The 24,245-nt window shown below is 50.4% G+C and carries 24 protein-coding genes, 1 pseudogene and 1 riboswitch; of the genes and pseudogenes, 17 read left to right on the top strand and 8 right to left on the bottom strand.

All coding sequences use genetic code 11. The features are described 5' to 3' along the window. Positions 1-159 precede the first annotated feature (159 nt). Positions 160-321, top strand: coding sequence for a hypothetical protein (locus tag U0026_RS04495; protein ID WP_164717432.1), 162 nt, complete (start codon positions 160-162; stop codon positions 319-321). Between the two features lie 67 nt (positions 322-388). Here the strand turns inward: U0026_RS04495 and U0026_RS04500 are convergent, their stop codons facing one another. The 4 genes and pseudogenes from U0026_RS04500 to U0026_RS04515 form a co-directional block, all read right to left on the bottom strand. Further along, positions 389-703: a hypothetical protein gene (locus U0026_RS04500; RefSeq protein WP_062773156.1), complete on the bottom strand. Its 315-nt coding sequence runs from the start codon at positions 701-703 to the stop codon at positions 389-391. 131 nt (positions 704-834) lie between these two features. Beyond that, positions 835-1,641: an MBL fold metallo-hydrolase gene (locus U0026_RS04505; protein ID WP_062773159.1), complete on the bottom strand. Its 807-nt coding sequence runs from the start codon at positions 1,639-1,641 to the stop codon at positions 835-837. A 252-nt stretch (positions 1,642-1,893) separates the two neighbouring features. Then, positions 1,894-2,853, bottom strand: a complete 960-nt coding sequence (locus tag U0026_RS04510) for a hypothetical protein (protein WP_062773162.1) — start codon at positions 2,851-2,853, stop codon at positions 1,894-1,896. 438 nt (positions 2,854-3,291) lie between these two features. Then, positions 3,292-3,645 (bottom strand): annotated as a pseudogene (locus tag U0026_RS04515) (DeoR/GlpR family DNA-binding transcription regulator); the annotation flags it as partial. 538 nt (positions 3,646-4,183) lie between these two features. On the opposite strand from U0026_RS04515, the gene U0026_RS04520 reads away from it, so the two are divergent. The 4 genes from U0026_RS04520 to U0026_RS04535 all read left to right on the top strand — a co-directional run bounded on the left by U0026_RS04520 (position 4,184) and on the right by U0026_RS04535 (position 6,176). Next, complete coding sequence (locus U0026_RS04520; RefSeq protein ID WP_062773165.1) at positions 4,184-4,879, top strand: porin; 696 nt, start codon at positions 4,184-4,186, stop codon at positions 4,877-4,879. Between the two features lie 178 nt (positions 4,880-5,057). Further along, positions 5,058-5,591 carry a hypothetical protein gene (locus U0026_RS04525; RefSeq protein WP_062773168.1) on the top strand — a complete coding sequence of 178 codons (534 nt, stop codon included), beginning with the start codon at positions 5,058-5,060 and terminating at the stop codon, positions 5,589-5,591. 68 nt (positions 5,592-5,659) lie between these two features. Further along, the gene (gene yjdI / locus U0026_RS04530; RefSeq protein ID WP_062773171.1) at positions 5,660-5,893 is read left to right on the top strand and encodes a 4Fe-4S mono-cluster protein YjdI; all 234 of its coding nucleotides are present in this window, start codon (positions 5,660-5,662) and stop codon (positions 5,891-5,893) included. Positions 5,894-5,903: 10 nt separating this feature from the next. Continuing rightward, positions 5,904-6,176 (top strand): GNAT family N-acetyltransferase, encoded by a 273-nt coding sequence (locus tag U0026_RS04535; protein ID WP_062773174.1) that lies wholly within the window; start codon positions 5,904-5,906, stop codon positions 6,174-6,176. Positions 6,177-6,210: 34 nt separating this feature from the next. On the opposite strand, the gene U0026_RS04540 is transcribed toward U0026_RS04535, so the two are convergent. Then, positions 6,211-6,822: a LysE family translocator gene (locus U0026_RS04540; protein ID WP_062773177.1), complete on the bottom strand. Its 612-nt coding sequence runs from the start codon at positions 6,820-6,822 to the stop codon at positions 6,211-6,213. A 128-nt stretch (positions 6,823-6,950) separates the two neighbouring features. Between U0026_RS04540 and U0026_RS04545 the strand changes: the two genes are divergently transcribed. The 7 genes from U0026_RS04545 (at position 6,951) to mqo (ending at position 14,886) form a co-directional block, all read left to right on the top strand. Further along, positions 6,951-7,418: an Lrp/AsnC family transcriptional regulator gene (locus U0026_RS04545; RefSeq protein ID WP_062773179.1), complete on the top strand. Its 468-nt coding sequence runs from the start codon at positions 6,951-6,953 to the stop codon at positions 7,416-7,418. A gap of 33 nt (positions 7,419-7,451) precedes the next feature. Further along, positions 7,452-7,513, top strand: a riboswitch (Fluoride riboswitch). A 70-nt stretch (positions 7,514-7,583) separates the two neighbouring features. Next, positions 7,584-8,903, top strand: coding sequence for a voltage-gated chloride channel family protein (locus U0026_RS04550; protein WP_062773182.1), 1,320 nt, complete (start codon positions 7,584-7,586; stop codon positions 8,901-8,903). A gap of 142 nt (positions 8,904-9,045) precedes the next feature. Then, positions 9,046-10,392: an LLM class flavin-dependent oxidoreductase gene (locus U0026_RS04555; RefSeq protein ID WP_062773185.1), complete on the top strand. Its 1,347-nt coding sequence runs from the start codon at positions 9,046-9,048 to the stop codon at positions 10,390-10,392. A 9-nt stretch (positions 10,393-10,401) separates the two neighbouring features. After that, complete coding sequence (locus U0026_RS04560; protein ID WP_082806297.1) at positions 10,402-11,232, top strand: ABC transporter permease; 831 nt, start codon at positions 10,402-10,404, stop codon at positions 11,230-11,232. Positions 11,233-11,285: 53 nt separating this feature from the next. Then, positions 11,286-12,257, top strand: a complete 972-nt coding sequence (locus U0026_RS04565) for an ABC transporter substrate-binding protein (RefSeq protein ID WP_062773188.1) — start codon at positions 11,286-11,288, stop codon at positions 12,255-12,257. Beyond that, positions 12,257-13,027, top strand: coding sequence for an ABC transporter ATP-binding protein (locus U0026_RS04570; RefSeq protein WP_062773191.1), 771 nt, complete (start codon positions 12,257-12,259; stop codon positions 13,025-13,027). Before U0026_RS04565 ends, U0026_RS04570 begins: the two co-directional genes overlap by 1 nt. Before the next feature lie 194 nt (positions 13,028-13,221). Beyond that, positions 13,222-14,886: a malate dehydrogenase (quinone) gene (gene mqo / locus U0026_RS04575; RefSeq protein WP_062773194.1), complete on the top strand. Its 1,665-nt coding sequence runs from the start codon at positions 13,222-13,224 to the stop codon at positions 14,884-14,886. A gap of 290 nt (positions 14,887-15,176) precedes the next feature. Here mqo and U0026_RS04580 read toward each other — a convergent pair whose 3' ends face one another. Both U0026_RS04580 and U0026_RS04585 read right to left on the bottom strand, forming a co-directional pair. After that, positions 15,177-16,406, bottom strand: a complete 1,230-nt coding sequence (locus U0026_RS04580; protein WP_062773197.1) for an amino acid permease — start codon at positions 16,404-16,406, stop codon at positions 15,177-15,179. A 117-nt stretch (positions 16,407-16,523) separates the two neighbouring features. After that, positions 16,524-16,979 (bottom strand): multidrug/biocide efflux PACE transporter, encoded by a 456-nt coding sequence (locus U0026_RS04585; RefSeq protein WP_062773200.1) that lies wholly within the window; start codon positions 16,977-16,979, stop codon positions 16,524-16,526. A gap of 94 nt (positions 16,980-17,073) precedes the next feature. On the opposite strand from U0026_RS04585, the gene U0026_RS04590 reads away from it, so the two are divergent. The 3 genes from U0026_RS04590 to U0026_RS04600 all read left to right on the top strand — a co-directional run bounded on the left by U0026_RS04590 (position 17,074) and on the right by U0026_RS04600 (position 20,427). After that, the gene (locus tag U0026_RS04590; protein ID WP_062773203.1) at positions 17,074-17,943 is read left to right on the top strand and encodes a LysR family transcriptional regulator; all 870 of its coding nucleotides are present in this window, start codon (positions 17,074-17,076) and stop codon (positions 17,941-17,943) included. Positions 17,944-18,054: 111 nt separating this feature from the next. Beyond that, on the top strand, positions 18,055-19,239 hold the full coding sequence (locus U0026_RS04595; protein ID WP_062773206.1) for an acetyl-CoA C-acetyltransferase: 1,185 nt from the start codon (positions 18,055-18,057) through the stop codon (positions 19,237-19,239). Positions 19,240-19,710: 471 nt separating this feature from the next. Further along, positions 19,711-20,427, top strand: a complete 717-nt coding sequence (locus U0026_RS04600; RefSeq protein WP_062773209.1) for an oligogalacturonate-specific porin KdgM family protein — start codon at positions 19,711-19,713, stop codon at positions 20,425-20,427. A 371-nt stretch (positions 20,428-20,798) separates the two neighbouring features. On the opposite strand, the gene U0026_RS04605 is transcribed toward U0026_RS04600, so the two are convergent. Then, positions 20,799-21,974 carry an oligogalacturonate lyase family protein gene (locus tag U0026_RS04605; protein ID WP_062773212.1) on the bottom strand — a complete coding sequence of 392 codons (1,176 nt, stop codon included), beginning with the start codon at positions 21,972-21,974 and terminating at the stop codon, positions 20,799-20,801. A 469-nt stretch (positions 21,975-22,443) separates the two neighbouring features. Here U0026_RS04605 and kduI point away from each other — a divergent pair, with 469 nt between their 5' ends. Together kduI and kduD are read left to right on the top strand one after the other, a co-directional pair. Then, positions 22,444-23,280: a 5-dehydro-4-deoxy-D-glucuronate isomerase gene (gene kduI / locus U0026_RS04610; RefSeq protein WP_062773215.1), complete on the top strand. Its 837-nt coding sequence runs from the start codon at positions 22,444-22,446 to the stop codon at positions 23,278-23,280. A 62-nt stretch (positions 23,281-23,342) separates the two neighbouring features. Then, positions 23,343-24,104: a 2-dehydro-3-deoxy-D-gluconate 5-dehydrogenase KduD gene (gene kduD, locus U0026_RS04615; RefSeq protein ID WP_062773218.1), complete on the top strand. Its 762-nt coding sequence runs from the start codon at positions 23,343-23,345 to the stop codon at positions 24,102-24,104. Positions 24,105-24,245 lie beyond the last annotated feature (141 nt).

Here is a 24,245-nt window from a genome sequence, read left to right on the forward strand (position 1 = left end):
CTACCCTGCGAATTAAATTAAAATTATTAATATAAAACAATAGGTAAGCTCCGCGCCTTGCTCGGGATGAAATTATTTGTTAAATTAACCGCCACAGCGTCGAATACAGTACGTTTTACACGGACGTTATTTATACCGCATTAAGATAATGGAGCTAAAATGAAGTATGTATTTGCGCTTATGTTGAGCGTAGGTTTATCCGGTTGTACCGCAACGGATTGGTTGGATGCGGCAAATGGAATAATGCAAGCACAAGATAAACAAGAAAAAGACGCAAGAAATAACCGTATTAAAGCAGCTAATAAGGCTGCAGGTTACTAATTAAAAAGGAATTTATATTCCTCTTCTGATAATAACATAGAGAAGAGGAATGATTTTCTAATCAGATTTACTGACTAAATACTCCTTTGGCTCTCGCCTGTTGGCAGGAGATATAGCCATATTGTTTGCGATTTCCATTCTTATCAAACGCTACGTAAAAAGGCATTGTCTCTGCCTCTTTTTTTAGCGTGTAGTTAACGCAAACACCGTTGATTTCTGGAATATTAACTTCGCTGTCAGGTTTACCACCGGCAGCGATAACCGATTTTTTTGTTGCGTCAGATGCGTAAGTTGCTTGTACGAGTGGGTCATTATCAAATTTCATAAAACTGACACTACAGGCGCTTAATAAAGGGATAATGAGAAAAAGAGCGTGGCGCATTGAATATCCTTGCGAGGGAAATAGTTACTTCAGAAATTAAAATTAACGAGTGTGTATTTTTGTCCGTTCAATTCAAGTTGTCAAATATTTTAAAAATGCGCGGGGAAGTACAATGGTCGAAATTAAAGAGGCTATGTTTGACCACCTTGTCTGAGGCAAGAAATATATTTTTCGCCTGAACGTCGCACGATTTCATCGGCATTTTGTGTAATATCTTTTCCTTCAAACGCGCCGTAGAGCTTCTTAAATTTCACCGTACTCAGGCGTTGGGTAATATCGCTGACGGTCGTGGCTGGCAGTGGCAGCATGTTCGGGTAGCTCCACATAAAAGAGACGGCATGCGCGCCAGGAGTCACCTGAATAATATCGCCAGAAAGTACCACGCCTTCATCTCGCGCCCAGTGCAGTACGCAGCCGCCGGCAAAGTGCCCGCCGAGGTGTATCACTTTGATGTCACGAGTGAGCTCAAGCGCGTCGCCTTCCCAGAAGTGAATCCAGCGGCTGTCGCGCATTACCCACTCGCTGTCACTGGCATGAAGGTAAATAGGAGCGTTAAATTCTTCGGCCCAATCTTGCATGGTGGTGTAGTAATGAGGATGCGATATTGCAATGGCTTTAAGCCCACCGAGGGAACTGATGAGCGTTTTCGTGGCATCATCGAGCGTGGCAATACAGTCCCAGAGAATATTTCCCTCTGGAGTCAGTAGAAGAAACGCGCGCTGATTAATCGCAAAATCAGGGATGGTGCGAATACTCAGGAGAACGCTGTCGTGCTGTTCCCACTTATTGCTGTGCGTAGCGCAAAGGGCATCAAAATTGCTCCATTGTTGCCCAGCCGCGGGGACATACTGGCGTTCGTCTTCGCAGATATCACATTGCTCAGGGGGCGGGCCGGTTACCGCATAGGATGTCCCACAGGTTTTGCATAACGTGATCATTGAATCCTCCTGGTTCTTAGCGGGTAGGGGATTGACCAGATCGGCCCACAAAAGAATAAATGCCCCAGTCAGGGCATTTATTCTTCTTGTCGTTTAACTTAACCGATTGTTCCATTTGATGAGCATCGCGATTAACGGCTAAACGCTAATGAACAAACAACGCAATCAGAATAATAATCGGGATCGGAACCCCAAGAAAGAATAGTAATAATGAGCGCATTCTTCTTCTCCAGTCTGGTTATAAATTAACGGTTATAAATCACGCTGGCGGCCACCGAAGGTCGCACACAGACTGGCAACGAAAGCACCAATCAACAATGAAATAAATGTCCAGAGCGTGACATAACTCGTCGTTTTACGTGCAGTGTCAGCGGCCTCTTTGGCGGTCTTTTTGGCCTCTTCCAGTTTGGACTGAACTTTTGCGTAAATACCTTGTACTCGCTGCTCGGCTTCAGCCTGATTGAGCCCGGTATTTTGTGAAACTAATTGAGCGATATAGCGAAGATCATCGGGAGGAAGCGAGCCCGAACCGATGCTATTAACGAAAATTCCCGTCACCTCGCCAAGTTGAGCAGGAGAGACTGCTTGTGCAGGTGGAACGGTAATAGTTGATTGGGCATCCACGGCGTTGGTTTTTCGGAACAGGGCATTGATAAAGTAACCCATAGACTCATTGGATACTTCAGATGATCCCTTCGCCGCACCGGCAACGGAGAGGGCAGATGCTCCAGCCGCAACAGAGCCTACGGCGCCCACGGCTTTTGCGCCACCGCTGACGATCGATCCTAAAGTGGTGGTCAGAAGAACGGCTGAGATCAGCGCCGCCACAGCCCATGTGAGAAAGCCGTGTGCGGTATCGCGGAAGTAGACCTCATCAACGTGAGTATCCACCCATTTGGTCCGCAGACGCCCGGCTAAATATCCACCCATACCGGAGGCGATAATTTGGGTAAACGTTAGCCACGCTATTGTTGCGATGCCTATCGTACCCGCGCTTAGCCCATGATCTTCCCACGGGGAGATGGAGGATAGCCCTAGCCCGGTGCCCAGCATGAGTAATATCATTGCTAAAGATGCTGCCGCTACGGCGCCGGCAAATATGGCACCCCATGAGACCGCACTGCCGCTCGTTGGCGCAGGAACTGAGAGGTATGTGTCTGGATTTTCGGTTCTGAGATGGGGTTGTTCTGAAGGATCGTAAGTATGAGTCATTTAAAATGTCCTAATAAATTAATCCGGAGTTCTGCCGTAAATATGGTATTTCACGTGCAGAGGTTAGGCGTGAATTTAAATAATTAGATTGTTCCCATCGTAACGTTATTAACCCTGTGGATTTTATGGTTCTATAATTTGAATATATATGTCTAAATATTAACTGCATTAGCACTGAGGATTGTAGAAAATATTTCCATCTAACAACTTAAGGGTAGTAGATTATTCACAAGTCACAATCTATTCAGAGTGCAATTTACCCGGGTCACTTTAACTTGCTGTAAAATAAAGAGTTTAATGAATTACAATAATTCCTAAAATTTATCCTTTGTTTCTCTCGCCAGTTGAATTGGCATTAAGCCAATCATGCAATACCGGCAAAACATTTAAGCCGTAATGATGGAAACGCGATGGCTCGTCAATGCATCTAGCAGCGGTTTACCCAGTTCCCTTCACAACCAAGGCACTCACCAGACTCAATCCCCAATGGCAAACGAGGATGCTGCGTTAATCTTCTCCTTCGAAACCATGACAATCGTTTTGGATGCTCTTTGGCTCAGTAAGCGCTTTACGCCTGCCTCTTCAAAACTTCCTGTAGTCAATCCGGCGCATGGTGCACACCCGTGACGTCCATGAAATAGAGGTCGGCGTTAATGCGCCCGACGGCTTCGGTCAAGGTTATTCCCCTGGTAACCAGTAAATGTTTAAACAATTTTCCTCCCGGCAAATCACCTCAATGTTTGGATAGTCCGCCAGGCCTATCGCGATAGTTGGGCTAAGCGTCACCACGGTAAATGCTTGCATTTGCTTGATGAGATCCCGGCACCGCACCATCGCCAATAAAAATTCATCTACGAGATATTTGAATTGTGCAGAATGCTGGATGGTGGTGTAACGCTGTGTCTGACCTAATCAGGCGACGTCAGAAAATGAATGTTGAAAGTTGCAAATTTGCTATTGATGAATGATGAAAATATGTTTCAAATGCGAATTTATTCGTAGGTTAATTCTTTAGAATGATATTGTTTCAGGTGTTTACTATTGTGTATGGATAAGTAATCCCCGTCATTAATTTAATGTATTCATTTGATTTTTATCACGTAATTAATTTTATTAAAGTTATGTAAGCTTACTGTAAATTAGTCTTTGTTGTGATCTGAATCTTTATTTTCCATCCGTCAAGAGCCAATTCATTGAACCCGATCACGCCCTTTCACTTCCTATGACTTTGAAATAAATCTTTACGATCTCGATCACTAAAACAATCCTCTTAAAAAAATAAAATTCAGTTTCATAAAAATGAAACATGGTTCCAATTGAGGGTTATTGAATGTTCAAGAAATCTCTGGTCATGATGGCTTTATGCGGCGCGTCTTTTGCTGCATCCGCAGTAACTGTCGATTTACGTCACGAGTTTATTGATGGTGGCAAGACAGATAAAACTAACGCCGACCGTGTCTCGGTTTCCCACCGCTTTGCGAACGGCTTTGGTTTCTCAGTCGAAGCGAAATGGAAATCTGGCGGCGATAATACGGATAAACCGTATGCCGATTTTATTGGTAATGGTCACGAAGAATCGATTAGCTATCAGTACAAATTCAATAAGAATTTCTCGGTGCAGCCGGGCTTTAATATTGAAAGTAACGACAGCCGTTCTATCTATAAGCCAAATTTGCGCGTGCAATATAGCTTCGACAGCGGCTTCTATGTCGCAGCACGTTATCGCTATGACTACACCCGTTATCCGTCAAATGCTAACAAAGACGATGATAAAGTTAACCGTGGCGACGCCTGGGCGGGTTACGTGTTTGGTGACTGGCGTACTGAGCTGAACTACGTTTATGCCCGTAGTTCAGAAGGCACGAAGCGTAACAATAACAAGCCATACTCCCAGGAATATAACGTGAAAGTGGCGTACAAAATCGACAAAAACTGGGCGCCGTACGGCGAAGTGGGTAACGTAGGCGTTAACGATCGTGATGACCGCCAGACCCGTTTCCGTGTAGGTGTTGCATATTCCTTCTAATCTATAGACCCTTTGATGAAACCCCTCGGTGACGCTGGCCGGGGGTTCTCATCGTTGTGCCAGATAAGTCTCCCTTCGCTTGTATTCCGTATCTGACAATCATTATTTAATATTCCCGCCCCGTTGTGTCGCTCTTACCCGACGACAATTATCAATACCTTATTGAAGGGGTTCGTGTATGGATAGTGCTGTGCTGATAATATTACTTCTCATCCTCTGCTTTGCGATATTGGGTGGTGGATGGTTTCTCATCATGCGTACCGAAATGAAAATAGAAAAAAAGATGCTCAATGAGTTTGAGTTAAAGCGCAAAGAGGAAAAACATCAGAAAATACTTCAAAAATATGAAGAGTTACTGGCAATGGAAATTGAGTGGCACACGCAGCGGATAGCCAGCATTCATTTCTTCCTGGCAAAGATAAAGAAAAAGCAGGATGCGCAATACCGGGGTACGCAGGCCAGCATCAACGGCGATAACACCCATCTCCACTCAAAGATCAAAGCCTTGATCTTCATCTACTTCCCGCATCTACAGGACGATTACGCCAAACTGTGTAAAATTGCCGACTGCACAGTGTATTTTGACTATGTTTATGGCCGCTCCTCTGATGGCCCACGGGTGTTAGCGCAGTTGACGGATAAATTGCAGAAGTTGTCCGCTCAGTCAACCGAGTTTCAGAATCGTATTCGTAGCGAAGTCGTCGTTAAATGATTAACGATTTTCACTGTCGGCAGGTCTATGATTAGTCTCGAACGTATATAAAAAATAGAGGCAATGTCATGGATAAGGAACTACAGGACGCAGGTTATCGCGTCTACACCGGAGAGAAGATTGATGTCTACTTCAATACGGCAATGTGCCAGCACTCCGGAAACTGCGTTCGTGGCAGCGGAAAGCTGTTCAACCTGAAGCGCAAACCATGGATTATTCCGGATGAAGTTGACGTCGCCACGGTGGTTCGCGTTATTGATACCTGCCCGAGTGGGGCACTTAAATACCGTCATCATGACTAAGTGAGGGCATGTGGAAATTCTGGAAGGTCATAACAAATTTTACGTCAATGACGCTGATGGTAACCAGGTGGCAGAGATTGTCTATGTCCCTACCGGTGAACATCTCAGCATTATTGAACACACCGATGTTGATGAGAGTCTAAAAGGGCAGGGTGTCGGCAAAAAACTGGTTGCAAAAGTGGTGGCGAAGATGCGTGAGGAACAGCGCAAAATCATCCCGCTATGCCCGTTTGCTAAACACGAGTTTGATAACACTCGCGAGTACGACGATATCCGAGCCTGAATCCTTGCGCCAGCTCAGCTGGCGCAATTCCCCTTTAGCGAATTTGTTCAAGCAGCAGCAGTGCAGCAATCGCGACCATCAAACCACCAGAGACTCGGCTGACAACCCTTGCCGCCTGTGGACGGCTCGCCAGTAGTGCGCGTGAACCGTAGCCAACCAGTAAGTAGATTAATGTACAGGTGATTAAGTGCATCAGTCCCAGCGCTGACATCTGCATGGGCATCGACCATTGACCGTGCGGGTCTGTGAACTGTGGTAATAAAGCCAGGAACAATAAAAATACCTTTGGATTCAGCCCGCTAATACATAAACCTTTCAACGCCCACTGATTCCAGCCACCGCTTTGTGGGCGAGTGCTGGAGACGGTCGCCGGATGGCGTAGCAGTGAGATACCAAGCCACAATAAATACAGCGCACCCAGTAGCGTAATGGCTGACAACGCCAGTGGATGCCCAGCGATCAGCACGCCCACCCCTGCGACCACCACAATAGTTGCCAATAGATGCCCTGATATTAGCCCCGCTACCGCAGGTAAGATTGCACGGCCATGGATCCCTGCGCTGATGGTGTAGGCCCAATCCGCCCCTGGCGTCATAATCAACAAAAAAGAAACCAGCCAGAACCCGGCCACCAGACTCATTTCCATTACCCGTATACTCCGTTATTTTTCATTGTGTTATCACAGAACCCGTTAACGAAAGAATATCGGGATTTCAGCGCAATGAGTTTTCAATGTTATGCTGAAAAATTCCGATTAGAGAGAGAATCTTCCAAATGGATAGCATTGATCGAAAAATTCTTGCTGAACTACAAGCGGATGGCCGTTTATCGATTACTGAGTTGGCTGAGCGAGTAAATTTAAGCCTTTCACCATGCCACCGACGTTTACGGGCACTGGAGCAAGAAGGGGTCATTACGGGCTATCGCGCTAACCTCGACCCGGGAAAGATGGGCTTTAACTTCGTCGCGCTGGTGTTTGCCACCTTAAAAGAGGGGGATAAAAAAGCGGTGAGCGCCTTTGAAGAGGCGGTAGAAGAGATCCCGCAGATCGTGCTTGCTCAGCGCCTATTTGGCGATCCGGATTATTTAATGCAGGTGGTCACCCGCGATCTTTCCTCCTTCCAGAAACTCTACGATCAGAAGCTTTCTGCTATGCCTGGCGTACAGCATCTACGCTCGACGCTGGTGATGAAAACGGTGGTACAGGACAGACCGTTCCCGCTAGAAACATTCAAATCGTAAAGTATTTTGCTCAAATAATTCGCATGCTAATATATTTGCGCAGGGGATGGCATTCCCCCTTGAACCGCCGTGTGGCTGATGATGCCTGTTTCTATTCCTGGACCGGGAATGAACAGGCACACCTCTATCGCGTCCAGGATGATTAATTCATCTAAGGATGCGTCAATGCACTTTGAACACTTCGCTCGTAAAAATTCGCTTTTCTTCCTGTTGCAATGGTTGCTGCTGGCACTGGTCATTGCCGTTCTGGGTGGCTCGGCCTCAGCGCTATTTCTCTTCTCGCTCGATTGGGCGACCGCTTCCCGTATTCAACATCATTGGCTTATCTGGCTGTTGCCGTTTGCCGGTTTTGTCGTGGGTTGGGTTTACTTACGTTTTGGTCGGTCAGTGGAAGCGGGGAATAACCTGATCCTTGAACAGGTTCACAGCCCTGCGAAGGTTATTGGGCTGCGGATGGCGCCGCTGGTGTTTATCGGCACGGTGATTTCTCATCTGTTTGGCGCATCGGTTGGACGCGAAGGCACTGCGGTACAAATGGGAGCCTCAATCGCGGATCAATTTACCTCGGTACTGAAACTCAACGATGACGCGCGGCGGATGGTATTGATGGCAGGCGTTAGCGCGGGATTTTCTTCGGTATTTGGTACGCCGCTGGCGGGGGCGATTTTCGGCCTTGAAGTGATGACGATAGGCCGGATGCACTACACGGCCATTTTTCCCTGCCTGCTAGCCGCAATTGTCGCCGATCAGGTGGGGTTGATGTGGGGCGTGCATCACACCCACTATGCGATGTCGCTTATCCCGCAGATGTCTCTCTGGACACTGGCGGCGGTCATTATTGCAGGCTGCTGTTTTGGCCTGGCGGCCCGCGTTTTTGCCGATGTGACACACCTGATTGGCGGCATGATGAAAACACATATCGCCTATGCACCACTGCGTCCATTTATTGGTGGGGTGATTATCGCGGTCGCAGTCTACCTGCTGCATGCTGACCGCTACATTGGTCTGGGTATTCCGGTGATTGTCGATGCTTTCCAGCAGCCGCTAGCGCCGTGGGATTTTCTCGGTAAGCTGGCATTTACCGTAATGTCGCTGGGTAGCGGCTTTAAGGGCGGCGAAGTGACGCCGCTGTTTTACATTGGCGCAACGCTCGGCAATGCGCTGGCGCCGCTTTTGCATCTGCCGTTTGCCTTTCTCGCCGGGATCGGTTTTGTCGCGGTGTTTGCTGGAGCCGCCAATACACCCATTGCCTCAACGTTGATGGCGATTGAACTGTTTGGGGCGGATATCGGCATTTATGCGGCGATGGGCTGCGTGGTCGCCTATCTGGTCTCCGGGTACACCAGCATTTACCGCTCTCAGCGTGTGGCCTGCCTGAAGCATCGCGTTGTACCGAAGGGGATAACGCTGGCGGAATTACCGGGCTGGCAACGTGAACAGGCGCAAACCAGAATGCCTCACGACGAGGCAAAAACCGATAGCTAATAACTGATTGTTGTAAGCACTCAGATTTCTTATTGCGAAAATGTAAATAACGTACTCAATATTTGTTATTTCAGAATGAGCACTCATTCTGGCTATCTTGATTCAAGCCCAAACCCCGGCCATGAATCAGGAGCAAACCAGAATGAGCAGACAAATCAAGTTAGGTGCCTTTCTTCCCGGCGGCGGCCAGCATATTGCGGCCTGGCGCCATCCCGATCAGCCCGCTGATGGCGCAACCAGTTTCGAATTCCATAAGCAGTTAGCGCAGACCGCTGAACGTGGCTTATTTGATGCTTACTTCCTCGCCGATGGTCTGGCGATCCCGGCCTCTGGCGTCACCGACGGCGGCACGGCGAAAGTGGCAGGCTTTGAACCCGTCACCCTGTTCTCTGCGCTGGCGCCGCTGACGCAAAATATTGGCTTTATCGCCACCGCTTCCACCACTTATGAAGAACCCTACAACCTGGCGCGCAAATTCGCCTCGCTGGACTTAATCTCCGGTGGTCGTGCGGGCTGGAATGTGGTGACGACCGCCACTGAAGCGGCAGCCCACAACTTCAACCTCGACACTCAGCACCCACACGAGTACCGCTATCAGCGTGCGAAAGAGCATGTGGAAGTGGTGAAAAAACTGTGGGATAGCTTTGAAGACGACGCATTCCTGCGTGACAAAGCTTCTGGGCAATTCTTTGACCGGGATAAGGTGCACGACACCAACCACGTCGGCAAATTCTTTAAAGTCCGTGGCCCGTTGAACGTGCCTCGTTCGCCGCAAGGCCAGCCGGTAATCGTCCAGGCGGGACAATCCGAAAGCGGACGCGCGCTGGCGGCGGCCACCGCCGAGGTCATTTTCACCTCGCATCAGCATCTGGAAACCGCGCAGGATTTCTATCGTGATATTAAAAATCGCGCTCGCGCCGTTGGCCGCAATCCCGATCATGTGTTGATCATGCCGGGTGTGGCGCCGTTTATCGGTCGTACTGAGGAAGAGGCGAAAGAGAAGTATCACAAACTGACCTCGCTGATTGTTGAAGCTGACGGTATTGCCCTGCTAAACGGCCTCGCCGGGGGCGGGATCGACCTGGGTAAATTCGATCCAGACGGCCCGCTGCCACCGCTGCCGGTCACCGAGGGGATGAAGTCGCGCCCGGAACTGATCCGCCAGATCGCCGATGAAAATAACTTTACTATCCGTGAGCTTTATCAATGGGTTGCAACCGCGCGTGGGCACTTCACCGTGGTGGGCAGCGCCGAGCAGGTTGCGGATACTTTGCAGGAATGGTTTGAGAATGAAGCCGCAGATGGTTTCAACGTGCTGCCGCCGTGGCTGCCGGGTGGACTGGATGATTTTATCGAGCTGGTGGTGCCGATTCTGCAAAAACGTGGACTGTTCCGCACCCAGTATGAAGGCAAAACGCTGCGCGAAAATCTGGGGTTGCCGTTTGCCAGCAACCGCTACAGCGCCGTGCGCAACGCCAAAGTGGCTTGAGGAGGCTCTATGTTCTATTCCACGACCCGAATTCGCCTGAAGGCCCGTCGCCCGGCAACGCCTGCTTACAAGGTGTGGTATCAACGCAGCGTGTCATTGATTGCTCGCTACGGCCTGCTGGTGCTGTTTTTCGCCGGTTGGCAAATTGCCAGCAGTGCAGGATGGATGAATGCGGCGGTGATCCCGCCGCTGGATAAAATCTTCACTGCGCTGTGGAATGGGATAACCCAGGGCGCACTGTTGGGGGATATCACCATCAGCCTGCAGCGAGCCGGACTGGCCTTCTTCGCCGCGATCGTGGTGGGGATCCCGCTGGGACTGTTTATGGGACAAATTCGCCCGCTAGAGCAGGCGCTGGATCCGATTCTTCAGCTCTTCCGCCAGACTTCAGCGTTGGCGCTTTACCCGATCTTTATTCTGTTGTTGGGGCTGGGGGAAACCTCGAAAGTGTTCGTGATTTTCTGGGCGGCACTGTTCCCGATTCTGCTGTCGACCATCAGTGGAGTAAAAGAGGTTGATTCTAAACTCTTGGAGATGGCGAAAACCTTTGGTGCCGGACGCCTGACGCTGTTCTACCGCGTGATTGTACCTGCGTCTGTACCGTCTATTTTTGTCGGCCTGCGCCTGTCGGCGACCACGGCTTTATTGCTGCTGATTGCCGCAGAAATGATCGGCGCCAATCAGGGAATCGGCTTCCGGGTTATCAATGCGCAATATAACTTCCAGATCCCGATGATGTTCGCCGCCATATTCCTGCTGGCTTTTGCCGGGTTATTAGCGAACGCCATTCTGGTGTTTTTACAGCGCCGTCTGTGTCGCTGGAATACGCGTGATCATTAATTCTTTTGTACATTATTTTGCGTTTTTTAATATCGCCAAACAGGACTTTTATAATGAAAAAACAGATTAAATTTGTGTGGGCTGCGGCACTTATCCTCTTTGGCACCAGCGCATCCGTGCGAGCTCAGGATGAGGTCACGATGCGCTATATGGCGAGTTACGGCGGTATCTCCGCCCATGAATTAGCGGACGCGCTGGGTTATTTCAAAGGTACTGGCGTATCGATTAAGAATGCCGGTTATGCCAGCGGCGGCCCGGAATCGTTATTTGCACTGGCTTCAAACAGTATTGATATCGGTTCGGCGGCCACGCCTGCGGTGATTAACTCCATCGCCAACGGTAACGACTTTGTGGCGGCGTATCCGACTAATGGCATCAACGAGACCACCAAATCAATCTTCTACGTGAAGGAAGATAGCCCGATTAAATCTGTCAAAGATTTAGTCGGTAAAACGGTAGCCGTCAACACGCTGGGGGCGCATCTGGATTACACCCTACGAGAAGCGCTGCATCAGGTAAACCTGCCGGAAAATGCCGCCAAACCTGTTGCGGTACCGGGCCCACAGCTTGAGCAGACGCTGCGTTCAGGTCAGGTCGATGTGGCTGCGTTTGGCTACTGGCAGACAACCTTTGAAGGCGCAGCACGCAGCCACGGCGGCTTGCGACCTATCTTCAACGACGCCGACGTGCTTGGCCCGATTGCCGGTGGCTTTACGGTGCTGCGCGCTGATTTCGTGAAAAAGCACCCGGATGCCGCACGTATCTTCGTCGTAGAGTCTGCACGAGCACTGGATTATGCCCGTGATAACCCGGAAAAAGTCCGTGAAATCATGGCGAAAATCCTCAAGGAGCGCGGTGAAAATCCAGAAGTGGCGCAGTACTTTACCGGTTATGGCGTGCGCAAAGGTGGCCTCGCAGAACCGCATGATGTGCAGTTCTGGCTGGATATTCTCGAGCGCGATGGCGTGATACAAAAAGGTCAGTTGAAAGCGTCAACCATTTTGCTGAAAACGGAAGGTGCATAATGACAACAACCGCTCAGGCTCAGCGCGGCGATATTTCCATTCGTCGCTTACGTAAGACCTTTTCCCTTGAAGGGAAACCGTTTGATGTCTTCCGTGACCTCAATTTACAGATTGATAGCGGTCAGAGCAGCGCCATCGTCGGCCCCAGCGGCTGCGGGAAAACCACACTGCTGCGTATTCTGGCGGGACTGGAGACACCGGACGGTGGTGATGTGGTGATTGATGGTCAGGAGATTCACGGTATGAGCCGCGAACGGGCGGTTATTTTCCAAGAGCCGCGCCTGTTGCCTTGGCTAACGGTATTGGAAAACGTCAGCTTTAGTCTCGATGTACAGGGCGTTCCCCGCAAGAAGGCGCGCGAGCGTGCCAAAGAAGCTATTGAGCTGGTGGGCTTGAGTCATTGTGAGCAGGCGCTGCCAAAGCAGCTCTCGGGTGGTATGGCCCAACGTGTCGGGATCGCGCGTGCGCTGACCATCCAGCCTGAGATTCTGCTGCTGGATGAGCCCTTGGGGGCGCTGGATGCGATGACCAAAATCACCATGCAGGAGGAGCTGGCGCGAATTCATGAGGTTGAAAAAATCACGATGGTGCTGGTGACCCACGATCTGGAGGAGGCGATTTACCTGGCTGACCGGGTCGTTATCTTGCCAAAAATGAAGGGAGACCCGATCCGGACTATCGAGGTGGCGCTGCCTCGTCCGCGTGTGCGCAGTAGTCTTGATTTTGTTGCGCTGCGTCAGCAATTAATGGCGGAATTCGGCCTGCATTAATTAATCTTATAGGAATGAGTTGGTTAGCCTTTATTTCCATGTTAATTATATGGCTGATTTTTTTAATTAAAAAAAAGCAATATGGGTATAAATGTTAATAACTCCAGGTGGAAAATGAGTGGTATTTTAAAATAATGTAAAAGTGCGCTACCATTAGCGCACACATTACATAAAGCTATGCGAATATCATCATTATGCCTGCAATTAATAAAAAACTATTCTCTCTGGCGACAATCGCGCTGCTGGTTAACTCAGCCGCTTACGCAAATACCGATACGACGCAAAAAACGGATGTCCTGCTTATCGGCGGCGGGATCATGAGCGCATCGTTGGGCACCTGGCTGCAGGAGCTGCAACCGGACTGGAAACAGGTCATGGTCGAGAAGCTCGACAAAGTGGCACTCGAATCCTCCAACGGCTGGAATAACGCCGGTACCGGCCACTCTGCCAATATGGAATTGAACTACACCCCGGAGCGCCCTGACGGCACTATCGATGTGACCAAAGCGCTGGAAATTAACGAGCAGTTTATGATTTCCCGCCAGTTCTGGTCTTCACAGGTGAAGCGCGGCATCTTGAATAATCCGCACTCCTTTATTAACTCCACGCCGCATATGAGCTTTGTGTGGGGCGATAAAAATGTCGATTATCTCGGCAAGCGTTATGACGCGTTGCAGAAAACCACCCTGTTCCAGGGCATGAAATTCTCCACCGATCATCAGCAGATTGCTCAGTGGGCGCCGCTGGTGATGGACGGTCGTGATCCACAGCAGAAAGTTGCCGCGACCTGGACGCCTGCGGGCACTGACGTGAACTACGGCGAAATCACTCGCCAACTGGTTAGCAGCCTGCAAAAGAACGACCACTTCTCGCTGCAAACCTCCTCAGAAGTCACTGAATTCAAACGTAACGGGGATAACTCCTGGCACGTTACCATTGAAGACGTGAACAACGGTAAACAGCATGCGATTGACGCGAAATACGTATTTATCGGTGCGGGCGGCGGGGCTCTGAAACTGCTGCAAAAAACCGGTATTCCAGAAGCGGACAATTATGCGGGCTTCCCGGTCGGTGGTTCCTTCCTGATGACCGAAAACCCAGACGTGACGCGTCTGCACCAGCAAAAAGTTTACGGACAGGCTTCCGTGGGCGCGCCGCCAATGTCAGTGCCGCACATCGATGCGCGCTTTATCGACGGCAAACGCGTGGTGCTGTTTGGGCCATTCGCCACCTTCTCCACCAAGTTCCTCAAACAGGGTTCATTCTTGGACCTGTTAAGCACCACCACGACCAGCAATGTGATGCCAATGACCCACGTCGGTCTGGATAACTTCGATTTGGTGAAATACCTGATAAGCCAGGTAATGCTGAGTGATGATGACCGCTTTGCCGCCCTGAAAGAGTACTATCCTGGCGCGCGTAAAGAAGACTGGAAACTGATCCAGGCGGGTCAACGCGTGCAGATTATTAAGAAAGACGCGGACAAAGGCGGCGTGCTGAAGTTGGGTACCGAAGTGGTTGTTGACCAGCAGCGTACTATTTCCGCACTGCTTGGCGCATCACCAGGTGCATCTACTGCGGCTCCAATCACCCTGAACGTGATTAAGAAACTGTTCCCTGAGCAGTTCAACTCACCAGAGTGGCAGAACAAAATTCGCGGTATCGTACCGAGCTTTGGTCAGAACCTGAATGGTAATACCGCGCTGACGCAGCAAGTCTGGGATGACACTGCCGCGACGCTGCAACTGACGAAGCCGCCGGTGATTCAGATGCCGCAAACGCAAGTGAAAGTGATGGAAGCGAAACCGGCGCAGGAACAACCGGCGAGCGCCTCCCCACAGCACGATATGGCGCTGTAAACTTGTAGGCCGGATAAGGCGAAGCCGCCATCCGGCAACCCGTACCGAATTGCCTGATGGCGCTACGCTTATCAGGCCTACCTGGTTCTGGTGTTCGAATAAAAAAGGCCTGTCAGGTTACCCTGGCAGGCCTTTTGTTTATCTATTGGGGATTACCCGAGGAACATCACCGACACGCACATTAGCATCGTAGCCCGGCCAAGCGTAGCGCCGCCGGGAATGTCATGATTTTCACAATAAAAAAGGCCTGTCAGGTTACTCTGACAGGCCTTTTGTTCATCTATTGGGGATTACCCGAGAAACATCACCGACACGCACATCAGACCCACAATCAGCGTAATCAGGCTACCGATAGAGCGGTAAGGCTTGAGCGCTGGGATAAGGTAGGTTGAAAGCGTCGGCATGATAAACAGGATCATGGCAATCAACGGGCCGCTGATGGCGTAAATCATCGAGATAGCATTTGGATTAATGCAGCACACGATAAACGTCAGCGTTGACACCAGCATGATAGACAGGCCGCGGTTAAATGAGCGGCTCTTACGCACGCCAACCTGATTAAGCGACGACTTCACCATTTCGCTTGCGCCTTCAATCACGCCAAAATAGGTGCCGAGGAACGATTTTGACATCGCCACCACTGCCACAATAATGCCGGAAATTGACAGCCAGCTTGGGGAGTTTGGCACCATCGACAGCGCAGAAAGGATGGTCACCCCTTCATTTTTCGCCGCATTAATATAAGACGGCGGAATCGACATCAAACAGCTGAACACAAAGAACAACACGCTCAGGCAGATGATGAGATACGCCACCTTCATGATTTTTTTGCATTTACCCATGGCTTGCTCGCCATACTTCTCCCGCCGGTCGATGGCGAAGGTGGAGATAATAGGCGTATGGCTAAAAGCGAAAACCATCACGGGAATTGATAACCATACCTGATGCATCGTATGGGTATTCACTTCCATCTGAGTGGTCAACAGCGACGGCTGCCAGCTTCCGATAAGATAAATCGACAGGAACAGGAAGTAGGCGATAAGCGGAAAGACCAGCATTCCCATCACTTTGATCGTGGTCTGGCGACCGGTCAAAAAGATCAGGTTCAACAGCAATACCACCCCGAGACTGAGTAGCGCACGCAGCGGCAAATCGACTGGCCGATAGTGGGAAATCTGCTCTGCCAAGGAGTTAGTAATGGCTACCGCATAGATGAGAACCACCACAAAGAATGCGACAAAGTAGAGTGCGGTAATCAGATTGCCAATCTTCTTGCCGTAATAGTGGCTGACAGCACCGGTAATCCCGACGCTTGCGGGAGTGTTAGCAGATAAAATGAACTGGCATAACGCGCGGTGTGGCCAGTACGTCAGGGGCCAGGCGACGAGGGCGGTAATAAACAGCACCACGGCGCCTGCGGCACCCAACTGGATGGGCAGGAACAGGGTTCCTGCTCCGACGGCAGTGCCATATAAGGCAAAGCTCCAGAGCGTCTCTTCTTTAGACCAAATTTTAGACATTGTCTGAATATATCAACCATAAAACCGAAAAAATGGCGGATAATTTACCATAATTAGCTTTTCGTGTGGCTGAGCATTTTCAGACCGACACCTATCGGTCTGAAATATCGCGTGATTTTATGCACAGTGACGGGCTAAACGACGCTTAATCACCCGCTCACGCAGGGTGTCGTAGACCCAGTTATAGAGCATGGTGTAGGGCAGAAAGAACAAGAAGAAGCCTATTTCCAGAGTGAACGCCTGTAGCAGCGTGACGCCCAGGACGAATGACACAATGCCCACGCCGATGACGATGAACCCACATTCAAAACCCAATGCGTGCAAGGCGCGAACTTTGGCGGTGCGTTTCACGCGAGTAACCGGCCACAGTCGGTCGAAGCCCGCGTTATAGATGATGTTCCAGATCATGGCGGTGGTGGCGAGGATGATCGTTAAGCCGCCCATTTCCACGACGGAACGCTGCATCAGCCAGGCGGCGGTTGGCGCGAGGATCGCCGTGGCGATCCCCTCAAAGCAAACGGCATGGAAGATACGCTCCGGGAGTTTTCTGCGATGTAATGAATCGTGCTGCATTTGATGACCTTTCAATTTTTGAACGTTGTTGTGGGTATTTTATGGGTAATTATGATAAGTAAAAGATAGAACCCATCGATAAAGTAGATACTTCATGCGTTATTCTCCTGAAGCCCTGACGGCATTTGTCGAAACCGTGGCCTGCGGATCGTTCTCTGCGGCGGCCCGACGTTTGCGTAAAAGCCAGTCCACCATCAGTACGGCTATCGCTCATCTGGAGGCGGATATCGGCGTCACGCTGTTTGATCGTCGCGCTCGTCAGCCGGTACTGACCGCCGAGGGGCAGCGCGTCTTGAGTTATGTCCAGGCGATTCTGGCGGCCAGCGAGCGGCTGGACGAACTGGCGGTGTCGTTAAGCGGTGAAACGGAAGCGCGGCTGGCGTTTGTTCTTTCCGATACGCTGCATCCCGATGTGCTGGAAGATCTGCTGGCGCAGTTCGACAGTCGGTTTCCGCATACTGAGTTTGAATGCCTGGTGGGGGAGGATGATGACGTTATTGATTTGCTGCAAAAAGGACGTGCTCAGGTTGGCTTAATTGAAGCGCGAGATGACTATCCTACCGATATCGGGCATACCCGGCTGCCTATGCAGACCCGAATGGCTATCTACGTTTCGCCCACTCACCCGCTTGTTGAACAACGCGGTGTGGAGTGGGAGCTTTTACAAACTTGGCGTGAACTGCGCCTGAACACCTATCTCGAAAAACAGAATACGCCAGCGCGAGGGCCCGTGTGGTCTGCACCCAACTATCTGATGTTGTTGAGTATGGCGGCGCAGGGACTCGGCTGGTGTGCATTACCTTGCGCGCTGGTGGAGGAATTCTCCCGTTCCGCAGAGCTTACGATGCTGGATATTGCCGGTTGGCCGATGTCGGTTTCTATCGATTTACTTTGGCACAAAGAAGCGCCATTGGGCGCCGCGGGAAGCTGGCTACGACAGTACCTACAGCAGGTTCCGGCATAATGTGCGGGATACGAATTTCCTTTGTGATAAAACTCACTTTTTTTAAACAACTACGAAAAAATTTGATAACAATCATCTACTATGTGCGGATTAATTTGCGCTGAGGTTGAGATGAAAGATGTCGTTATCGTAGGTGCTGTCCGGACGCCCATCGGTTGTTTTCAGGGGGCGCTGGCGCGTCATTCTGCCGTGGAACTGGGCAGCCTTGTGATCAATGCCCTGGTCACTCGCAGCGGAATTTCCGCCGCCGTTATTGATGAAGTGATAATTGGGCAGGTATTGACGGCGGGCACCGGACAAAATCCCGCGCGGCAGTCGGCGATTAAAGGCGGGCTGCCTAATACCGTTTCGGCAATCACCATTAACGACGTTTGCGGTTCTGGTCTTAAGGCGCTACATCTCGCAACCCAGGCGATTCAATGCGGTGAGGCGGACGTGGTGATTGCGGGCGGACAGGAGAATATGAGTCGCGCCCCGCACGTGTTGACCGACAGCCGAACTGGCGCACAGCTTGGCAACAGTCAGTTGATTGATAGCCTCGTTCATGACGGCCTGTGGGATGCCTTCAATGATTACCATATGGGCGTCACGGCAGAAAATCTGGCGCGCGAATACGGAATCAGCCGCGAGCAACAAGATGCGTGGGCGCTGAGCTCGCAGCAAAAAGCGCGTAAGGCGATTGATTCGGGGCGTTTTTGCGAGGAAATCGTACCGGTCAATAATTCGCTGCCGGGCGGCGGCTCTCAGGTTGTGGATACCGATGAACAGCCGCAAACAGACCCCAGTGCTGAAGGGCTGGCGCAGCTTATTCCCTCCTTTGAAAGTGCCGGTTCAGTGACTGCTGGTAACGCCTCTTCTATTAATGACGGTGCCGCTGCGGTACTGATGATGAGCGAAAGCAAAGCGCTGGAGCTGGGGCTGCCGATCCTTGCCAGGATTCGTGCGTTTGCCAGCGTCGGTGTCGATCCGGCATTAATGGGAATTGCACCGGTTTATGCCACGCGTCGTTGCCTTGAGCGGGCGGGCTGGCAGCTCAGTGATGTCGATCTGATTGAGGCCAATGAGGCCTTTGCCGCGCAGGCTATTTCGGTTGGCAGAATGCTCGAATGGAATGAGCAGAAAGTGAATGTTAACGGCGGGGCGATTGCGCTGGGGCATCCTATTGGCGCATCCGGTTGTCGTATCCTTGTTTCACTGGTGCACGAGATGGTTAAACGTGATGCTCGCAAGGGGCTAGCGACGTTATGCATTGGTGGCGGTCAGGGTGTGGCGCTCGCGGTGGAACGAGATATTTAGTTATTTCCTTTCAAATTACATTGGCTAAGGAAGACCTCATTTGAGGTCTTTTTTTGTTTCTGCATCCTGATTATCGAGTTTAAAAAAACGATTTCGTCTAGCCCATTCCTTAATGCATTTATGTTTATTTGTGTCTATTACACATACGACTCATTAGCTTATGCTAACCATTGGTATTAATTGCTGACAAATTATCACCATTAATAAAAATAACGGTGGTTATTTGTTTTTGGTTAACTTGTTGTAAGTTAAGTAAATTATTGAAAATATAATTCAGGTTAAATCAGTTTGTGTGATCTGCGTTCTATTTTTTTGAGTTTATGTCTGTTTTTTGTTGAGCTTAATCACGTCCTTCGTGTGACACTTTTTATGAAACAAACAATTACGATCTTGATCACTAAAATGCATATTCTTAAAAAATAAAATCCAATTTCATAATAAAGAAACATGATTTCAATTGAGGGATAGCAAATGTTTAAGAAAGTACTGGCCCTGGCAGTATTATCCAGCATGTCTTTTGCCGCATCAGCGGTAACCGTCGACCTGCGTCATGAATATATTGACAGTGGTTCTAACGCAGACCGTGTTGCTGTTTCACACCGTTTTGATAATGGTCTGGGCTTTGGCGTGGAAGCGAAGTGGAAGACCGGCGGTGATACCGATAAACAAGATCGACCATTTAACGAAATTGTCGGTAATGGTCATGAAGAATCCATTAACTGGCGCTGGAAAGCGACGGACAACATTGCGCTGACGCCGGGCTTTAATATTGAAAGTAAAGATAGTTTCTCTATCTATAAACCGTATCTGCATGCGCAATACAGCTTTGATAATGGTTTCTATGTTGCTGCTCGCTACCGCTACGAATATACCCGTGTGCCAGCGACATCAAGCAATGGCGGCGGCGTCGACGATAAAGTCAATAAAGTGGATACCTGGGTTGGTTGGGCGATGGGCGACTGGCGTGCTGAGCTGAACTATGTTTATGCGCGCAGTACCGTGGCTGACGATCAGCATAAGAGCCTGTACCGCAATAACAATAAAGCCTATAGCAATGAATATAATGCCAAGCTGGCCTACAAATGGGACAAAAACTGGTCTCCATATTTCGAAGTGGGTAACGTGGGCGTGAAATCTACCGACGAACGCCAGACCCGTCTGCGTGTGGGTGTGGCTTACTCCTTCTAATAAATACAGACTCTCATCGGTTTTCCCCCGGAGCATTTGGCCGGGGGTTTTCGTTTTTTGAGATTGTGCGTGGATTCCCCTCACCCTAACCCTCTCCCCAAAGGGGCGAGGGGACAGTCCGTGTGGGTGTTGAGAGTGCTGCTCAATATTTAAAGCCGCACGCAACGGTCCCCTCACCCTAACCCTCTCCTCAAAGGGGCGAGGGGACAAAAAACGTTGCTCAATGCTATAAAGTCGCACGTAACGGTTCCCTCTCCCTTTTTAAGGGAGAGGGCTAGGGTGAGGGTTCCTGCACTGCCCCAAAAAAAGGCAAAAAAAGGCCCTCCAAAAGGAGGGCAAGGCCAGTTACAGAAACACAAACTCAGAAGGTATTACGCTTTCATTAAAACGCGCTCAGCAGGCAGTTTGGCGATATACAGCGCCGGTTTGCCATCTTTGTCAGAGCTAAACAGCACCGCGCTGTCGTCCGGGGTAAAGGACGGATGCGGGTGAGTGACCTGACGGCTGTTTTGTACCGTTGCCCAAGAGGTATCGTGGCGGGCAACGCGGAAGTAAGCCTGTTTCGCGACGTCGAACGCGTACAGGTAAGGATCGTTATCGATGGTGTAACCGCTGGTGTCTTTCACATCGACCGGCGTACCGGAACCGTCACCGACCAGCAGGGTACCGTCGAAGTTGCTCATCAGATGGGAACAAGCAGGCATCTGCATCAGCGCTTCGTTGACGTTAGTGTCTGGGTTGAAGCGGTAAATCGTACGACCCTGTTTTCCTTTCAGGTAGGAAACGTAGACCAGAGCCGAACCGTTTGGTACCCAGAATTCGTGAGTACAGCTTTCGCCTTCGGCATGCTCTTTCACTTTACGCACGTTGCTGCCGTCTTCATTAACCATCCACATACGCGCATCGACCAGGTCGTGCGGGCCTTCGTGGCAGAAGGCAACCGTGCTGTCGTCGAACGGACGATAAATCGGGTGGCCGAGCCAGTTTTTTTCTTCGTGAATCACCGCGCTTTCGCCGGTTTTCAGGTCAACACGCAGCAGACGGCAGTGCGGACCTTTATGGAAGAAGTCGTGGAACAGCTGCCAGTCGTTCAGCGGCGTCCAGTCGCTTTTGGCAATTTCAATACCGACCAGCTTGGTGCAATCGCTGTTAGAGACCCAGGTGCCGTAGCCAACCCAGTCGTCAGGCACACGGTAAACTTCACGTTCAGCCAACGTTTTCAGGTTAACTTCCAGTAACGTGCGGTCGTTCTTAACATAATAGAGAGACTTGTCATCTGGAGACAGGAAACCGCCAAAGGTGTTGTCGCCAGCGCCTTCAGTCAGTTGGATTGCTTCGGCATTTGCCACATCCAGTAAATAGTAGTTCCAATGGCCATCGAACTCGCCCGCGAATAAAAGGTGGCTACCATCGTTAAAGAAACACTTCTGATAGAAGTAGTTACGATGACACGTTACCTCTGGTGGGGTTAAGCGGGTGACTTCCGCGCCGGTGTCCGGGTCGCGGCTGACCTCGTAGTTCAATTTTACCCGCATGCCTTTAGCCATGATGATCTCCTTTACTCCAGCGGTCGCGTGGCCTGTCATCCTCGCTGGCCGATGTGGATGTTATTTTAAAAGTCTGGTGTCAATTTATCAAAACAACGTTTCATTGTTTGTGATGTCAGACGCACTTTATACGAAAAATGCGCATTTCTGCGATTTTTTTGCAGTGCTCTGTCGCGCACTGTCAAGCCAACCTTCGTTTTTGCGACATCATTTACCTATTTAAGGTTATTTTTCAAAGAAACATGTAACCAAATGAATAATAGTGCTTTTTGGCTTTAGCTTATCGTGCGTAATAACGTATTCGTGATCCATTTTGCATTTTTGATATTAATTCACAGAAAAAATGAAACGATGTTTTATTTGGAATTGAAAACACGTTTCATCAGCGATAAGATAAGGGCATTAAGAAAGTGGAATGGAGTTTCGTTCTGCTATAAGAGTATGTAGCCACATTTTCCTGGAGGTTAAGGTGGAAGTAAGACAGAGCATTCACAGCGCACATGCAAAGACGCTGGATACACAGGGCCTTCGTGACGAGTTTTTAGTTGAGCAGGTTTTCGTCGCTGACGAGTACACCATGGTTTACAGCCATATCGACCGCATTATCGTTGGCGGCATTATGCCGGTTGCTAAAACGGTCTCAGTCGGTGGCGAAGTGGGTAAACAGCTTGGCGTTAGCTTCTTCCTGGAGCGTCGTGAACTGGGTGTTATCAATATTGGCGGCGCGGGTACGATTACCGTTGACGGCAAGTTTTATGAAATTGGCCATCGCGATGCGCTTTACGTGGGTAAAGGGGCTAAAGAGGTGGTGTTCGCAAGTGTTGATGCGGCGAAACCGGCGAAGTTTTACTACAACTGCGCCCCGGCTCATACCACGTACCCAACCAAAAAAGTGACGCCAGCCGACGTCGCGCCGGTCACGCTGGGGGATAACCTCACTAGCAACCGCCGTACCATTAACAAATATTTTGTTCCTGATGTGCTGGAAACCTGCCAGCTCAGCATGGGTCTGACCGAGCTAGCACCGGGCAACTTGTGGAATACCATGCCGTGCCATACCCATGAGCGTCGCATGGAAGTCTACTTCTACTTCAACATGGATGAAGACAGCTGCGTGTTCCACATGATGGGGCAACCGCAGGAAACCCGTCACGTGGTGATGCACAACGAACAGGCGGTGATTTCACCGAGCTGGTCAATCCATTCAGGTGTGGGTACCAAAGCGTATACCTTCATCTGGGGGATGGTGGGCGAGAACCAGGTCTTCGACGACATGGATCACGTAGCAGTGAAGGATCTGCGCTAGGCGCGGACAGCATTAGATAACAATGCCTGTCCGGTACAGGCGCTAACAACAAGGAATATAAAATGATTTTGGATTCATTCTCTCTGCAAGGTAAAGTTGCCGTCGTCACGGGTTGTGATACCGGTCTGGGTCAGGGTATGGCGCTGGGTCTGGCAGAAGCTGGATGTGACATCGTCGGTATCAACATCGTTGAACCGACTGAAACCATTGAACGTGTCACCGCACTGGGCCGTCGTTTCCTGAGCCTGACCGCTGATCTGCGTCAGATTGATGGTATCCCGGCACTGCTGGAGCGCGCGGTGGCAGAATACGGTCATATCGATATTCTGGTGAACAACGCGGGTCTGATTCGTCGTGAAGATGCTATCAACTTCAGCGAAAAAGACTGGGATGACGTCATGAACCTGAACATCAAGAGCGTGTTCTTCATGGCTCAGGCTGCGGCTAAGCACTTCATCGCGCAGGGTAAAGGCGGCAAAATCATCAATATCGCGTCCATGCTCTCCTTCCAGGGCGGCATCCGTGTGCCATCTTACACCGCATCAAAAAGCGGCGTGATGGGCGTTACCCGTCTGATGGCGAACGAATGGGCGCAGCACGGCATCAACGTTAATGCCATTGCCCCAGGCTACATGGCTACCAACAATACCCAGCAGCTGCGTGCTGACGAAGAGCGTAGCGCTGCTATCCTTGAGCGTATCCCAGCGGGTCGTTGGGGTCTGCCAAGCGATCTGATGGGGCCGATTGTGTTCCTGGCTTCTCCGGCGTCTGACTACATCAACGGTTACACCGTGGCTGTCGATGGCGGTTGGTTAGCGCGCTAAGTTTTAGCTGATGATGAAAAAAAGACCTGCTTCGGCAGGTTTTTTTGTGCCTGCGGTTTCCCCGGCGGCGCTGCGCTTGGCCGGGCTACGTCCGTGTACATTTGTAGCCCGGCCAAGCGCAGCGCCGCCGGGATTGTGTGC

The sequence above is a fragment of the Kluyvera intermedia genome, assembly GCF_034424175.1.
Taxonomy (GTDB): domain Bacteria; phylum Pseudomonadota; class Gammaproteobacteria; order Enterobacterales; family Enterobacteriaceae; genus Kluyvera; species Kluyvera intermedia.